At 70.8% G+C, this 15491-nt stretch carries 14 protein-coding genes; all 14 read right to left on the bottom strand.

What is annotated here, in order from left to right; all coding sequences use genetic code 11:
* Nucleotides 1–159 precede the first annotated feature (159 nt).
* The 14 genes from U5K29_01120 to menC all read right to left on the bottom strand — a co-directional run bounded on the left by U5K29_01120 (nt 160) and on the right by menC (nt 15490).
* On the bottom strand, nt 160–1056 hold the full coding sequence (locus U5K29_01120) for an FtsQ-type POTRA domain-containing protein (GenBank protein ID MDZ7677133.1): 897 nt from the start codon (nt 1054–1056) through the stop codon (nt 160–162).
* Complete coding sequence (murB, locus tag U5K29_01115) at nt 1053–1970, bottom strand: UDP-N-acetylmuramate dehydrogenase (protein MDZ7677132.1); 918 nt, start codon at nt 1968–1970, stop codon at nt 1053–1055. Before murB ends, U5K29_01120 begins: the two co-directional genes overlap by 4 nt.
* Nucleotides 1967–3346 carry a UDP-N-acetylmuramate--L-alanine ligase gene (murC, locus tag U5K29_01110; GenBank protein MDZ7677131.1) on the bottom strand — a complete coding sequence of 460 codons (1380 nt, stop codon included), beginning with the start codon at nt 3344–3346 and terminating at the stop codon, nt 1967–1969. Before murC ends, murB begins: the two co-directional genes overlap by 4 nt.
* The gene (locus U5K29_01105) at nt 3339–4484 is read right to left on the bottom strand and encodes a UDP-N-acetylglucosamine--N-acetylmuramyl-(pentapeptide) pyrophosphoryl-undecaprenol N-acetylglucosamine transferase (protein ID MDZ7677130.1); all 1146 of its coding nucleotides are present in this window, start codon (nt 4482–4484) and stop codon (nt 3339–3341) included. The genes murC and U5K29_01105 overlap by 8 nt, the downstream gene beginning before the upstream one ends.
* On the bottom strand, nt 4474–5631 hold the full coding sequence (ftsW, locus tag U5K29_01100; protein MDZ7677129.1) for a putative lipid II flippase FtsW: 1158 nt from the start codon (nt 5629–5631) through the stop codon (nt 4474–4476). The genes U5K29_01105 and ftsW overlap by 11 nt, the downstream gene beginning before the upstream one ends.
* Nucleotides 5628–6980 (bottom strand): UDP-N-acetylmuramoyl-L-alanine--D-glutamate ligase, encoded by a 1353-nt coding sequence (gene murD, locus U5K29_01095; protein MDZ7677128.1) that lies wholly within the window; start codon nt 6978–6980, stop codon nt 5628–5630. The genes ftsW and murD overlap by 4 nt, the downstream gene beginning before the upstream one ends.
* The gene (gene mraY / locus U5K29_01090; protein MDZ7677127.1) at nt 6977–8026 is read right to left on the bottom strand and encodes a phospho-N-acetylmuramoyl-pentapeptide-transferase; all 1050 of its coding nucleotides are present in this window, start codon (nt 8024–8026) and stop codon (nt 6977–6979) included. The genes murD and mraY overlap by 4 nt, the downstream gene beginning before the upstream one ends.
* Nucleotides 8023–9489 carry a UDP-N-acetylmuramoyl-L-alanyl-D-glutamate--2,6-diaminopimelate ligase gene (locus U5K29_01085; GenBank protein ID MDZ7677126.1) on the bottom strand — a complete coding sequence of 489 codons (1467 nt, stop codon included), beginning with the start codon at nt 9487–9489 and terminating at the stop codon, nt 8023–8025. The genes mraY and U5K29_01085 overlap by 4 nt, the downstream gene beginning before the upstream one ends.
* On the bottom strand, nt 9479–11245 hold the full coding sequence (locus tag U5K29_01080; GenBank protein ID MDZ7677125.1) for a penicillin-binding protein 2: 1767 nt from the start codon (nt 11243–11245) through the stop codon (nt 9479–9481). Before U5K29_01080 ends, U5K29_01085 begins: the two co-directional genes overlap by 11 nt.
* 116 nt (nt 11246–11361) lie before the next feature.
* A complete protein-coding gene (locus U5K29_01075; GenBank protein ID MDZ7677124.1) occupies nt 11362–11844 on the bottom strand; it encodes a septum formation initiator family protein in 483 nt (160 codons plus the stop codon).
* Nucleotides 11841–12818: a 16S rRNA (cytosine(1402)-N(4))-methyltransferase RsmH gene (gene rsmH / locus U5K29_01070; GenBank protein MDZ7677123.1), complete on the bottom strand. Its 978-nt coding sequence runs from the start codon at nt 12816–12818 to the stop codon at nt 11841–11843. Before rsmH ends, U5K29_01075 begins: the two co-directional genes overlap by 4 nt.
* A 214-nt stretch (nt 12819–13032) precedes the next feature.
* Entirely contained in the window at nt 13033–13452 is a 420-nt protein-coding gene (locus U5K29_01065) for a division/cell wall cluster transcriptional repressor MraZ (protein MDZ7677122.1), read from the bottom strand.
* A 237-nt stretch (nt 13453–13689) separates the two neighbouring features.
* Nucleotides 13690–14397: a hypothetical protein gene (locus tag U5K29_01060; protein ID MDZ7677121.1), complete on the bottom strand. Its 708-nt coding sequence runs from the start codon at nt 14395–14397 to the stop codon at nt 13690–13692.
* Nucleotides 14390–15490 carry an o-succinylbenzoate synthase gene (gene menC / locus U5K29_01055; protein ID MDZ7677120.1) on the bottom strand — a complete coding sequence of 367 codons (1101 nt, stop codon included), beginning with the start codon at nt 15488–15490 and terminating at the stop codon, nt 14390–14392. Before menC ends, U5K29_01060 begins: the two co-directional genes overlap by 8 nt.
* Nucleotide 15491: the final 1 nt, after the last annotated feature.

The raw sequence follows: 15491 nt of genomic DNA, 5'->3' as shown, positions 1-15491 counted from the left end.
CGCCGGAACAAGACGAAGGCCGGACAACGGTGTCGCCCGGCCTCACGTTGCAGTGGAGGTTGAGGTGACACTCGACCTCATCTACGGGGTGAGACGCTATCGGGCCCATCGGATCAGGGTCAAGGATACCCCTGACCTGGGCCGATGCGGGGGATCCCCTCACATCGCCTCGCAGTCGGGGTGACGGGTGACCGCCGGGGTGGCGGCCACCCGGACATCGACGGTCGCCAGACAGCTCAGGTCGACCCGGGTCAGCACCGTCTCGGCGGCCACCAACTGTTCGGGCAGGTCGAGCGTCCTGCCGAGCCGGACCCGCGCCGGATCGGACACCGGATCCCCGCCCGGTGCCGGGTCGTGGCCCTGGCTGGGATCGGACGCCGACCGCGCCAGGCGCAACCAGTGCTCGCCGGAGGGGTCGACCACCACCGCGTCGATCCAGGGATGGAGGCCAACGGTCAGCGAGGCGGCCACCGACACCGGGGGACGGTGCTCGGCGTCGAGGCGACCGCCCACCTCCGGTGCCTCCACCCCCTCGATCATCGCCAGCGACGAGCGATCGTCGGGCGTCGCCGACGCCAGAACCCACCCGGAGCGGTCGACGAGCCACGAACCGGCATCGGTGCCGTCGCCGACCAGGATGGCAACGGGTACTCGCTCGGTGACCGCGAACCGTATCGTTCCCCACCAGCTCCTGGTGACCTCGACCGACTCGACCCAGGCCAGTGCCTCGATCCGGTCGTCGACGGCCCCCAGGTCGAGATCGATCAAGGGGTCGTCGATGGCGACGCCACCCGTCGCGACGACGGTGGCGGCATCGAGCCGCTCCACCCCGACGACCTCGAGGTGGTCGATGTCGAGGAGCGGGCTCCGGGTGATCGCCCACGCCATGGCGCAGACGATGGTGACCACCACGGCGAACAACAGGCGTCGCAACCGGCGCCGGCCCTCGCGCCGACGAACCGCGATGCGACGGGCACGCAGCCGGGGATCGACCGGCGGGGTCGATCCCGGACGCTCGGCGACCGCGGTGCCGCCACCGGAGCTCGCACGGGTCACGAGGCCGGCTCTCCCACGACGTGGGTCTCGGCGCGCAGCTCGACGCCCATGCGCTCGGCCACGCGAGTGCGCACCTCGTTCATGAGCCTCCAGATGTCGTCGGCCGAGCCACCAGGATCGGCCTGGATGAAGTTGGCGTGCTTGGGCGACACCTGGGCCGAGCCGAGCCGCAACCCGCGACACCCCGCCTCGTCGATCAGCCGCCCGGCGTGATCGTCGGGCGGATTGGTGAACACCGAGCCCGCATTGGGGCCACCGGGCTGGTTCGCCCGCCGCCACCGCACGATGGAGTCGATCTCGGCCTGGGCGGTGGCCGGGTCGCCTCTGCTCAACCCGAACGTGGCGTCGACCACGACGGTCGACGGTGCCAGGTTCGAGGACCGGTAGGAGAGCTCGAGCGCATCGGCGGACACCTCATCATGGTCGCCGCCCGCGAGGGCGACGACGCGGATGCTGATCAAGCTGGCCGCCATGTCGGACCCGTGCCCTCCGGCGTTCATCCGCACCGACCCGCCGATCGAACCGGGGATCCCGACCGCCCACTCGAACCCGGTCAGCCCGGCACGTGCGGTGCGACGGGCGACGACGGGCATCGATGCCGCGCCGCCGGCGGTGACCCGGGTGCCCTCGATGTCGACCGAGGCGAACTCGTCGCCGAGGTGGACCACCACCCCGGCGAAGCCGCCGTCGAGCACCAACAGGTTCGATCCCTTGCCGACCACCAGCACCGGGACGGGATGCTCGGCCAGCACCTGACCGAGATCGACCAGATCGGCGACGGCGTGGGCGTCGAGCAGCAGCGCTGCGGGCCCTCCGACGCGATAGGTGGTGAGCGGCCCGAGCGGCACCTGGCGCCGGACACGCGGACCCAGGGCCTCGGCGACGGCGTCGATGGCTGGCGCATCGCGGTTCACGGCGACGTCTCCCCCAGCTTCTCGAGCAGCGGGGAGGGGAGGGTGGTGATGTCGCCCGCCCCGATGGTGATGCACAGGTCGCCCCGCTGTAGCTCGCCGACCACTTCGGCGATGAGCGCCTCGCGGTCGGGCGCCCACCGGATGTCCGCGTCGGGATGGGCGCGGCGCGCCGCCTCCCAGATCAGCGATCCGCTGATGTCGTCGCGGTGGGGCTCCCCGCTGGGGTCGAGCTCGGTCACCCAGACGATGTCGGCGTCGACGAAGCTGTCGGCGAAGGACGCCCAAAGGTCGGCGGTGCGGCTGTAGCGATGTGGCTGGAACACCGCGAGCACTCGGTCCCACCCACCGGCCGCGGCTGCTGCCAGCACCGCGGTGACCTTCGCCGGGTTGTGGGCGTAGTCGTCGACCACGGTGACGCCGCCCACCTCGCCTCGGACCTGGAAGCGACGCTCGAGTCCGGCGTATCGGGCCAGGGCCTCGACCGCCACCGGCACCGGCACCCCCAGGTGGTGGGCGGCGGCGATGGCCATGGCCGCGTTGCGGGCGTTGTAGACGCCCGGCTCCGGCACCGCCACATCGGTGCTGGCCCCCGATGGATCGATCAACGTGAACCGGGTGACACCACGACCGACCTCCGGCTCGACGATGCGCCAGTCGGCGCCGGGCGAGAGACCGACCCCGAGCGAGCCGTGCCGGGCACCGAGGCGGTTCGCGATCGGGTCGTCGACACCCACCATCGACCCGCCGGTGGCTTCGGAGAGGAACCGATCGAACCCGGCCTCGATGGCGTCGAGCGACCCCCACTGGTCGAGGTGGTCAGCGTCGACGTTGGTCACCACCGCGACCTCGGCGCCGAGCTGCAGGAAGGTGCCGTCGCTCTCGTCGGCCTCGACCACGAACCACTCGCCGCTCCCGAGCCGGGCCGAGCCCAGGTTCCCGATGCGGGCACCGACGATGTAGGAGACGTCGAGCCCTGCGTGGTTGCAGATGGTGACCAGCATCGCCGTGGTCGAGCTCTTTCCATGGGTCCCCGAGACCGCGAGCGCTCGCCGCGTCCCGACGATGGAACCCTGGAGCTCGGGGCGGCTCACCACCGGGATGCCGCGCCGGAGCGCGGCCTGCCGTTCGACGTTGTCGGCCGACACCGCGGTGGAGCAGGCGACCAGGCCGGCATCGCCGACGTTGGCGGCGTCGTGGCCGACCACGACCGTGGCACCAAGGGACCGCAGGTGCGCGAGCTCGGGCCCGTCGACCAGATCGGAACCGGTGACGTGGTGTCCCATGGCCAGCAGGATCTCGGCCATCGCACTCATGGCCTTGCCTCCGATGGCGACCATGTGGATCCGCGTTGGGCGGGACAGGTCGACCTCAGTCACCGAGCGCGTGCTCCTCGCACAGCGCGGCCACCCGCCCCGCGGCATCAGCGTGGCCTACCTGGCGAGCGCTCGCGGCCATGGCCGGGAGCGTCGCGGGATCGTCGAGCAGCTCCTCGACCAGCTCGACCAGCCGCTCGCCGGTGCACTCGGCATCGGTGATCCGGATGGCCGCGCCCGCTTGGACCAGCGCCTCAGCGTTGTGGAACTGCGCATCGCGTGGGGCGATGGGAAGCGGGACCAGGATGCTCGGCACGCCGACCACGGCCAGCTCGGCGACGGTCGATCCACCGGCTCGCCCGATGAACAGATCGGCGGCCGCGAGCAGCCGATCGGCCCTGGACTCGTACTCGAAGGACCGGTGGTCGATGGCGGCCTCGGCGCCGAGCACCGGAGCCGGTGCGTGCTCGCTCTGCCAGTCCCTGCGTCCGACGACGTGGTGCACCACGAGATCGCCCCGGTCGGCGAGTCGTTCCACCATGGCGATCGCTGCACGGTTGACCGACCGGGCACCGAGCGATCCGCTCATCACCGCGATGAGCGTCGAGCCCTCGGGAACGCCGAGCTCGCGACGGATCGCAGAGCGCCTCGTCGGATCGGCCGCAGCATCTGCTGCCTCGACGATCTCGGGTCGCACCGGGTTTCCCGTGACCACGGCGCGGGGAAGGTCGGTGCCCTCGAAGGGCACGGCGCAGGTCTTGGCGAAGCGGCCGGCGAGACGGTTGGCGAGCGACCCCCTTGCGTTCTGTTCGGTGACCACGACCGGGACCCGCCAGACCGCCGCACCGATGATCCCGGCCACGGCGGCGTAGCCGCCGAGCGACAGCACCACGGCCGGACGGTGACGACGCACGATGCCGATGCCCGCGAGCGTGGCCCGGACGAGTCCGACGACCGCCACGAGGTTGGCCAGGTCGAGACGGCGACTGTTGAGACCACGACCCGGGAGGACGCTCACGGCGAACCCGGCCTCGGGCACCATCTCGACCTCGACCCCGCGCGCGCTGCCGAGGAAGTGGATCGAGTCGGGTGAGTGCCCTCGACGGACCAGCTCGGCGGCCACCGACAGCCCGGGGATGACGTGGCCCGCGGTGCCCCCACCCGCGATCATCGCCCAGGTGGGGGTCGGATCAGCGGGCATGGCGCGACACGTTCAACAAGATCCCGCTGGCCGCCATGATCGCCAGCAGCGACGAGCCACCGAAGGAGACGAAGGGCAGGGGCACCCCGGTGATGGGCAGGATGCCGATGACTGCGCCGATGTTGACGAAGGCCTGCACGCAGAGCCAGGTGGTGATCCCTGCGGCGACGAGCATGCCGAAGGTGTCGGGCGCGCGCATCGAGGTGAGCACCCCCAGCCAGGCGAGGGCGATGAAGAGGGCGACGACGAGCGACGCGCCGATGAGCCCTGCCTCCTCGGCGATGATGGCGAACACGAAGTCGGTGTGGGCGAAGGGCAGGAAGCCCCATTTCGAGCGACTCGCTCCGAGCCCCACCCCCGCCAGGCCGCCCTGGGCGATGCCGACCAACGACTGGATGGTCTGGTAGCCCGTGTCGAGGGGGTCCCGCCACGGATCGAGGAACGTCATGACACGCTCCCGCCGGTAGGGAGCAGCGAGGGCCAGCCCGCCGGCAGCAGCGGCGCCGCCCATACCGAGTCCGGCAAGGGGGAGCAGCGGGGTGCCGGCCACGAACAGCATGGCCACGGCGATGGCGCCGATGACCATGGTGGTGCCGAGGTTCGGCTGCAACAGCACCAGCCCCGCCACGACCGCGGTGACCACCGCCACCGGCTTCAGGGTGATGCGCAGGTCGTGCATCCGGTGGGCCCGCCGGGCGAGCAGGTCGGCGGTGAACAGGACGAGGCCGAACTTGGCGAACTCCGACGGCTGGATCTGGACGGGACCGATCCCCAGCCAGCGGGTCGCACCGTAGACCTCGCGGCCGATGCCGGGGATGAGCACGAGCACGAGCAACCCGAGCGAGACCAGCAGCGACGGGACCGCCAGCCGGCGCCAGACGTGGTAGTCGATCCGCATGGTGAGCACGAGGACGACGAGGCCGGCACCGAGCCAGATCGCCTGACGCTTCACGAAGTACCAGGACGAGCCGAACTGGTAGAGCCCGACGACCGACGAGGCCGACATCACCATGACCAGTCCGAGCAGGCAGAGCAGCACCACGATGGCCAACAGCGCCATGAAGAGCCCGGTGCGGCGTCCCCTCGGTCGGCCAAGGAGGCGGGGCCCCGACCGTGGGCGGGTCTCGGTGGGTTCGTCTGTGATCATGAGGCACCTGTTCCGGTGTGCAGGGCTCGGACGGCCCGACCGAAGTCATCGCCCCGTTCGGCGAAGTTGTCGTACCAATCATGGGACGTGCAGCCCGGCGAGAGGAGGACCGTGTCGCCGACCCGGGCGAGCATGCTGGCGCTCCCGACCGCGTCGTCCATGGAGTCGGCATCGACGACGCTGATCCCCATGGGTGCGAACACAGCGCGAACCTCGGACGCGGCTTCGCCGATGGCCACCACCGCCCGGACGCGGTCGCTCACCTCCCGTAGCGCGGTCAGATCGAGTCCCTTGTTCCGGCCCCCGGCGATGAGCACGACGTGCGCACAGCCCCGCACCGCGGCGATCACTGCGTGAGGCACCGTGGCCTTGGAGTCGTCGACGAAGCGGACCCCGCCCTGTTCGTCGATGAGCTGGGCGCGGTGCGCCAGGCCTTCGAAGCTGCCCAGTACCTCGGCCACGGCCACCAGATCGGCTCCGGCGCTGCACGCCGTGGCGGCGGCGGCCAGCGCGTTCTCGATGTCGTGGGGCGCTCGGCGGCTCATCTCATCGACCGCGACGATGCGCTCTCCCCTGTCGGTGACCAGCCAGCCGCTGTCCACTCGGTAGTCGCCATCACCGGCGGAGAACGTGAGGTGGCGGGCCGCGCCCCGCCCGCGGTGACGACTCACCACCGGATCGCCTGCGTTGGTGATGGCGACGCCGTCCGCGGGTTGATGGTCGAAGATCGACGCCTTGGCCCGCTCGTACGCATCGAGGCTGTCGTGCACATCGAGGTGATCGGGAGCGAAGTTCAACCAGGTGGCGACGACGGGCGCGAAGCGCTGGCTGTGTCCGAGACGGAACGACGAGGCTTCGACCACGAACACCTCGGGGCGCTGATCGGCGATCGCCGCGATCAGCGGCGTGTCGTTGTTGCCGGCGAGGGAGGTGGCCCGTCCGCTGGCCTCGAGCATGGCCGCCACCATCGTGGTGACCGTGGTCTTGCCGTCGGTGCCGGTCACCGCCACCACGGGACGATCGTCCCGTTCCGCGGCCAGGTCGAACTCGGACTGGACGGCGACGCCGAGGCGGCGCGCCGTTCGGATCGCCGGATGCCGGTCGGGCAATCCGGGCGCGGGGATGAGCCGCGACGCGCCACCCACCAGGCGAGCGACCTCGTCGGGATCGGGAGATTCGATCAGCTCCAGACCGCGGCTGTCGACGAAGTGCCTGACCTCGGGGGAGGGACGGTCATCGATCACCACCAGCTCGCGGTCGTCGGCGAGGAGCGCATCGACCACTGCCCTGCCGGTGATGCCGAGGCCGACCACGATCGTCGGACCCGGGCCGGAGCCCGTCGGGTTCACCCCGGCACCACCCGGGCGGGGAGGTCGGTGTTGGTGATGAAGTCGGCGTAGAACAGGCCGAGACCGACCGCGGTGGCGATCCCGGCCAAGATCCAGAAGCGCACGATCACCGTCGTCTCCGGCCAGCCGCGCAGCTCGAAGTGGTGATGGATGGGAGCCATCCGGAACACCCGCCGGCCGGTCAGACGGAAGCTGGCGATCTGGATGATCACCGACAACGCCTCCATGACGTAGAGCCCGCCGATGAACACGAGCAGCAAGTGGGTGTTGGTGGCGAGCGCCAGAGTGGCGAAGGCAGCTCCGATCGCCAGCGAGCCGGTGTCACCCATGAAGATCTGAGCCGGCGAGGCGTTCCACCACAGAAAGCCCAGACACGCGCCGAGCATCGCGACCGCGACGATGGCGAGGTCGAGGGCGTGGCTGACCTCGTACAGCTCGGGGTTGCGGAACGCCCAGAACCCGATGACGGTCATCGCCGCGAACCCGAGAGTGGCCGAACCACCGACGAGGCCGTCGAGGCCGTCGGTGAAGTTGACCGCGTTGGTGCTGCCCATGATCAACAACAAGGCGAACAGCGCCCACCCCCACTCGCCGAGATCGACGCCGAGGTGCCCGGCCCTGGTGAAGGCCAGCTCGGTGCTGACACCGGTGAACGCCAGCATCGACACGATGAACCCGCCCGCCACGAGCACCAAGCCGGCCAGCTTGGCCCGCTTGGTCAGGCCCAGGTTCCGTTCCCGTGACACCTTGATCCAGTCGTCGACGAGTCCGACCAGACCCGCTGCCGCGATCGCGAGCACGACGATGATGCCGGTACGGGTGTAGACGCCCCGGTAGAGGTTGGTGGCGGCATATCCCACCAGGAGACCGGCGACGATGGCGACACCGCCCATCGTGGGAGTGCCGGCCTTGGTGGTGTGGCCTTCGGGCACGTCGTCGTGGATCGGCTGACCGATGCGATGCGAAGTGAGCCAGGCGATGAGGTACCGGGTGGTCGCGAGGGACACGGCGATCGAGACCGTCACCGCGATGAGCAGCTGGATCACCGCACGGTCCCGTTCAATCGTTCCCACTCCTCGACGACCACGACGCGGTCGTCGAAGGGGATCGTCTGGTCGCCGATGATCTGTTCGGTCTCGTGTCCCTTGCCCGCGACCACGACCAGGTCGCCGGGCGCGGCAGCAGCAAGCGCCCGGCGAATGGCCTGACGACGGTCGGCCTCGATCTCGATGTCGACGTGTTCGGTCGTGCTCATCCCTGCGCGCATCTCGTCGATGATCGCGTAAGGATCCTCGCTGCGGGGGTTGTCGCTGGTGAGCACCACGTGGTCGGCCAGCCGGGCCGCAGCGTCGCCCATCGGGACCCGCTTGGTGCGATCCTTGTCTCCCCCGCAGCCCACCACCAGGTGGACCCGGCCGCTGCCGGTCAGCTCGTTGGCGGTCTCCAGCAGCTGGCTCAGCGCGTCGGGGGTGTGCGCGTAGTCGACCATCGCCTCGAACCCGGCACCGAGGTCGACCCGCTCGAAGCGGCCCCGGACCGGCTCGACCCGCTCGAGGCCATCGGCGATGGTGGCGGTCGGGATGCCGAGCAGGCGGGCCACCGTTGCGGCGGCCAAGGCGTTGGACACGTTCGCCCGGCCCACCAACGGCAGGGTGACGTGCTGGCTCTCCCACACGAAGCTGCTGTGGTCCGGGTGGAGCTGGAGCCCGGAGGCATCGGCGAGCCGGTAGCCGATCGTGGGGATCGACGCCGCGTCGAACAGGAGCCGGCCGTGGGAGTCATCGAGGTTGACCACTGCCTGCCGCGCGTGGGCGGGCGTGAAGAGTCGGGCCTTGGCTTGGAAGTAGGTGTCCATGCTGGCATGGAAGTCGAGGTGGTCACGGCTCAGGTTGGTGAAGACGGCGATATCGGCGACGATGGCGTCGACGCGGTGCAGCGACAGCGCGTGGGAGGAGATCTCGATGGCCACCGCTTCGGTGCCGCGAGCGAGGAGGGCGGCCAGGCGTCGCTGCAGCTCCGGCGCCTCGGGGGTGGTGGGCGTGGTGTGACCCCCGGTGAGCGTTCCGATCGTCGCCGCAGCCGTTCCAGCCTGCTCGAGGATCGACCGCAGCAGGTGCACGACCGTGGTCTTGCCGTTGGTGCCGGTGACGCCGATGACGGTCATCGATTCGGCGGGATGGCCGAAGAAGCAGGCGGCGATGGGGGCCATCGCGACCCGGGTGTCATCGACATGAAGCTGGGGCACCCCGATCTCGAGTCGATGGTCGACGACGAGGGCGACCGCTCCAGCGGCGACCGCGTCGATCGCGAGGTCGTGACCGTCGACGCTGGTGCCGCGGATGCACACGAAGAGGTGCCCGGGCCCGACGTGGCGGGAGTCGTGGACGACGTCGGTGACCAGGACCCCGTCGGCAGGCGGTCCATCGGTGGTGCCGATCAGCCCGGCACCGGCACATCGAGCCAGCTCTCCCAGCGCCACCTCATGGGTGGCTCTCGGCTCAGCGATCACGGGCATCTCCTGCTGCGGCGTCACCCGCGGCAGGATCTGCGACCACGGGCGCTCGGACTCTGGCGGACTCCGCCGAGGGGCTCGAGGCCGACACCAGGATAGGTTCCGATGCACCATCGGTCCGAACCCGGCTTGGCGGCACGTCGAGCAGGCGCAGCGCGTGCTCGGTGACGCGGGCGAACGCGGGCGCCGCCGCGGCCCCACCGGAGTAGTTGCTCGTGGGGTCGTCGACCACCACGATCACCGAGACCCTGGGGTCCTCGACCGGCGCGAACCCCACGAAGGTGGCCATGTAGCGTCGGCTGCCGGCCTCGCCGAACCCGCCGTCGTCGAGACGCTTCCATGCGGTTCCGGTCTTGCCCGCCACCTCGTAGCCGGGCACGGCGGCCCGCCGTCCGGTGCCCTCGTCGATCACCTCGGTGAGCATGGTGGCGACCTGATCGCTCGTGCGTTCGGAGATGACCCGGTGGGATTCGGCGACGGGGACCTCATGGCGGTCGCCCTCGGCGTCGACGTGAGCCGAGACGAGCCGCAGCGGCACGTGGACTCCGTCGTTGGCGACCACGTTGTAGGCGGCGAGGACCTGAGCCGCGGTGACCGAAACACCGGTACCGATCACGTTGCCCGCGATGTCGGACCCGTGCCAGTCCTCCACCGGGCGCAGGAGACCGGGGCTCTCACCGGGAAACCCGATCCCGGTGGGTTCACCGAAGCCGAAGTCCTCGAGGTAGGAGCTGACCCGCTGCTCCCCCAGCTCTTGACCGAGCATGATCGCACCGACGTTGGACGAGTCGACGAGGATGCGACTCACCGACCACGGCTCGGTGGCATGTGGCGTGGAGTCGTGGAACCAGCTGTCGGCGACCAGGAGCTGAGCGGGCACGCGCAGCTCGCGCCACGGTGTGCTGAGCCCCTCCTCGAGCGAGGCGGCGACCGTCACCAGCTTCAGCACCGAGCCCGGGGCGAAGCTGTCGACCAGGGCCTGGTTGTATCCCGACGGCACCGCCTCGCCGCTGTCGGGATCGGTGGAGAGGTTGACCATGGCCAGGACCTCACCGGTCCCGGGAACGCTGACGATCATCGAGGCGTGATCGGCCTCCATCTCGACCACCCAGTCGGCCAGCGCCTCCTCGGCGAGGTGCTGCAACGATCCGTCGATGGTCAAGACCACATCGTCGCCGCGACGGGCGGGCTCGACCTGATGCTCTCCGACCGGGATCGGCACCCCTCCGTTGAGGCTGCGCTCGAACACGACCTCGCCGGGCGTGCCACTCAGGAAGTCGTCGAACTGCAGCTCGACCCCCGAGACCCCACCACCATCGATGTCGGCATCGCCCAGCACGGTGCGCGCCAGGTCCCCCGAGGGACGCACCCGGGCCGGTTCGGCCCGGAGGTACACGCCCTCGAGGTCCAGCTCGGCGACCGCCGCCGCGGTCTCGTCGTCGACCTGGCGGGCAAGGTACTCGAACCGCGAGACGCGGCTGAAGCGCTCCCGCAGCCATGAGGGGTCGAGGTCGAGCAGGCGCGCCAAGGCCTCCGCGGCTCCGGCCGGGTCGGTCACACGGCTGGGGTCTGCCCAGACCGTGGTCGCCGGGACCGACAGCACGAGCTCGGCACCGCTGCGATCCAGGACCGATCCGCGGCTGGCAGGCAGCACCTCCGACCGCAGGCGCTGGTTCTGACCGTAGGCGACGTAGCGCTCCTGGGCCACGAGCTGCAGGTCCGCGACCCGGGCGACCACACCAACGAACAACATCGTGAGCGCGATCAACAACCCCCAGAGGCGGCGTCGATGGACACGTCGGGGAGACGGGGAGGTCCCCGAGGACCGGACCAGCCCACCGGCGCGACGTGTGACCGGGGGGCGCCTGCTCATCGTCCGCCGGCCACCGATCGGGCTGCCTGCTCCTCGCCCGGCGGGGGCGGGCCCCGTTCGGCGCCAGGCCCGCGCTCGGGCACCGGAGTCTGCACGGGATCCAGGTAGACCCGCTCGGAGGGCGTCACCAGCCCGAGGTCACGAGCGGCCTCGGTGATGGCCTCGGGCGATTCGAGCCCTGCGACCTCCAGGCGCAGCGAGTCGAGCTCGCCCTGGCGGTCGGCCACCTGCTGGTCGAGGCGGTCGAGCTCGAACTGGGCCTGCACGACCAGGGTGTGAACCGCGGCCAGTCCGAAGATGCCGGCACACAGCGCCACGAGCAGCGTGGTGCCGACGACCCCCACGCGAAGTCGACGCCGTGGGGCCTCCGGTTCGACCAGGCGCAGCGGAGGACGGTCGTCGCGACGTGGAGCCGGATCGCCGACCCGATCGGGGCCGGCACCTCGCCGGGCAGGGGCCTCGATGCTCAGGATGCTCACGCCGCGGCCTCCAGCTTCTCGACCGCGCGCAGGCGCGCGCTCTCGGCCCGACGGTTGGTGGCACGCTCGTCAGCGGTCGGGGTCCAACCGCCGCGACGCAACAGACGCACCTTGGGCACCGCGCCACAGACGCAGGGCAGATGATCGGGACAGGTGCAGCCACCGGACTCGGCCACCAGGAACCGTTCCTTCACGATGCGGTCCTCGCCCGAGTGGTAGGTCAGCACCGCACACCGTCCGCCCGGGACGAGCAGGGCGACGGCCTGGTCGATCGCGCTGGGCAGCACGGCCAGCTCCTGGTTGACCTCGATGCGGATGGCCTGGAACGAGCGGGTGGCGGGATGTCCACCCCGACGCCGGGCCGGGGCGGGGATGGCGGACCGGACGACCTCGGCGAGGTCGACGGTGGTGTGCACCGGGCGCGCGGCGACGATCGCCCGCGCGATCGGACGGGCGAAGCGCTCGTCGCCGTAGGTGCGAAGGACCCGGCTCAGGTCCCGCTCGGAGTAGCGGTTCACCACGTCGTCGGCGCTGCGCTCGGACCGCTGGTCCATCCGCATGTCGAGCGGTGCGGGCCGGCGGTAGCTGAAGCCCCGGGCGGCGTCGTCGAGCTGCCAGGAACTGACGCCGAGGTCGAACAACACGGCCACCACGTCGAGGTGCCCGATGGACTCGACCACCTGGGTGAGCTCGTCGAACCGGGCTCGACGGATCGTCACCCGGTCGCCGAAGGGGGCCAGGCGCTCGGTGGCCGCGGCGATGGCGTCGGCGTCCTGGTCGAGCCCGAGCAGGACGAGATCGGGCCGGGAGTCCAGCACCGCGTGCGCGTGTCCGCCGCCCCCGATCGTGGCGTCGACCACCAGTCCGGTTGGGACCGGTTCGAACAGCGCGACGATCTCCTCGACCATGACCGGTCGGTGCTCGAACCCGTCGGCGGGTGAACGGTCGCTGTGGTCGGGAGTGTGGTTGTCCATCGTCATCCTCGGATCGAACCGCCGCTCATCTGCAACCCCCCGACCGCCGAACGCCCGTCGGGATGTCTCCCCGATCGGACTGAATGGGAAGCGGGCGGAGTAGGGGCCTTCCATCTCGCCGGTCGGGGGGTTGCACATGAGCGGCTGTCGCCGTGTTGGGGGTGGTCGTGTCAGAACCTGTCGGTGTTCGGGGACGGGACGTGGAGATCGATGGTCAGAGCCCGATGACCGAGACTGCGCTGGCGAGCTTGGAGTCGGCGTCGGTGCTGACCCCGGACCACCGCTCGACGCTCCAGAGCTCGATGCGATCGAGTCGACCGTTGATGATCAGCTCGCGGTCGAGACCGCTGTGCTCGCGGAGACGGGGCGGGATCGAGATGCGGCCCTGTGAGTCGGGCCGGACGGTGGCGGCATCGGCGGCGAAGACGCGCAGCGCGTCCTGGCTGACCTGGCCCTCTCTCACCTTGTCCTGCAGCAGCGATGCCACCTTTTCGAACTCCTCCGGGGTCCAGAGACCGATGCAGTCGTCGAGCTTGGCCAGCACCCCTCCCTCAGCGAGCGCGCTGCGGAACGCCGACGGGAGCACCACTCGCCCCTTGTCGTCGAGGGAGTGCTCGAAGGTTCCGAGGAACACGGCGCCCCCTCTCGTGGATCAGGCCGCTTGCTGGGTTCGGGATGGATGGCTGTCGGTGGGTGGAGGGCGATGGGACTGGACGGAACCTGTGCTCCCCTGTCCTCCATTTCGCCCCACTTTACGCCCCTCGCTCCCACTCGTCAACCACTCGCCCCCTCTGGACCCCCGACAACCGCGCGCGGAACGCGCGAGTTCGACCGCGTGAGGTCACGCGATCGGGTCAGGGGGCCGGATGGTTCAGCGAGACAGGGGCAGCGACCCGAGCAGCGCCTCGACGAAGGCGTCGGGGTCCACCGCCACCGACCGCGCGCCGGCCTCGAGCACAGCGGCCACCTGCTCGGCCTCGGGTGCGCCGAGGCCGAGCAGGTCGACGATCTCGGACGGCTCACCGCGGTGGTAGAGGACCGTCTGGAACCGAGCAGCGTGACGGGTGCGCCGCTGGGACAGGCCCACCAGCTTGCGCCCACGGGGATCGACGACCTCGCCGGGGCCGAGGCCCGCGAAGCACACCAGCCGGGACCAATCGCTCGGGCGCATCGCTCCCCGATGTGGCACGGACTCGATCCCCGAGGAGGTGAGCGCGCGGGCCATGGTGTCGCCCACCCAGTGGGTGGCGCGACCGACATCGGCGTCCCACAGCGAGTGGCCGACGGGGATCACGAAGTCGATCCAGGTCGACCGTCCGGGAAGCAGCAGCACCGCTCCCCCGCCGCTGCGGCGACGAACCAGATCGATGCCGCCCCGTTCGAGAGGCCCCGGCGGCACGACCAGGTCACGCTGGGTGCTCCCGAGCACCAGTGCCGGCCGCAGGGGCTCGCAGATCCAGACCGATGCCTCGACATCGGGGCGCACCTCGGCATCGTGCAGGTCGGCCGCAGTGCCCCGGCGCCGTTCGACCCGCCACCCGCGCACCAGATCGGCGGCGACGATCTCGGGCTCAGCCACCGATCGATCGCCGAGCGACGGTGACGTCGTCGAGTCGACCGGGATCAGGAACCCGTCCGATCCCCGGCCCGGCCGGCACCGAGAGCATCCCGTCGGACTCGAGCACGATCGGATCGGTGACGTCGTCGAGGACATAGGCCGCCGACGGCCCGAGGTCGGTCGGCAACGTGGCGCCCGGCAGGGCGGCGACGGCGAGCGCCGCGGCGCGTCCGATGCCGAGCTCGAGCATGCCCCCGCACCACATGGCGACGCCGCGCTCGACCAGCATGGCGTGGACGTCGGCACAGGCCACGAGTCCGCCCAACCGCGACGGCTTCAGGTTCACGGCCCCGACCGGACCCAGTGCCAGGGCCGTCTCGACCATCCCTGCGCTGGTGGCCGACTCGTCGAGGGCGATCGGTGTGCGCATGCGATCGGCCAACCGGACGGAACCGACCAGATCGTCGGGCGCCAGCGGCTGCTCGAGATAGGCCAACCCCAGCTCGTCCAACCAGTCGAGCTCACCCGGACCGGCATCACCGAAGGAGCCGTTGGCGTCGGCGGCCAGCCACAGGTCGGGCCACGCCTCGCGCACCGCGCGCAACGGTTCGGCGTCCCACCCCGGCGCCACCTTGAGCTTGACCGCCCGCACCCCGGTATCGAGCCGCTGTCCGACCTCGGCGAGCAACCGATCGATGTCGGTGCCGACTCCGAGGACGGCGCAGGTCGCCACCCGCTGCTGGGTTGCGCCCAACGCATCGGCGAGCGAGACGCCGCGCCGGCGCAGCTCGAGATCGATCAGCGCGCCCTCGATGGCGCTCACCGCCATGGGGTGGCCCCTGATGCCGGCGGGGCGACCGGCCAGCGCGGCAGGCCCGAGGTGGTTGAGCAGCACCGACCAGGCCCCCTCGTGCCACTCGGAGGTGTAGGTGGGGGCGGCCAAGGCCGGACACTCACCCCAGCCCTCGGCGTCGTCGACCCCGACCACCCGGACCAGGATCGACCACCGATCGTGCTCGGCTCCGTGGGCCGAGACCAGAGGGGTGACCAGAGGGACGCACACCCTGATCAGATCGATCCGCTGCAGCGGTCCCGAGGGGAACAGATCGCCCACC

The sequence above is a fragment of the Acidimicrobiales bacterium genome (assembly GCA_034521975.1).
Classification (GTDB): Bacteria; Actinomycetota; Acidimicrobiia; order Acidimicrobiales; family SKKL01; genus SKKL01.
This window is presented reverse-complemented; position numbering and strand designations above follow the sequence as displayed.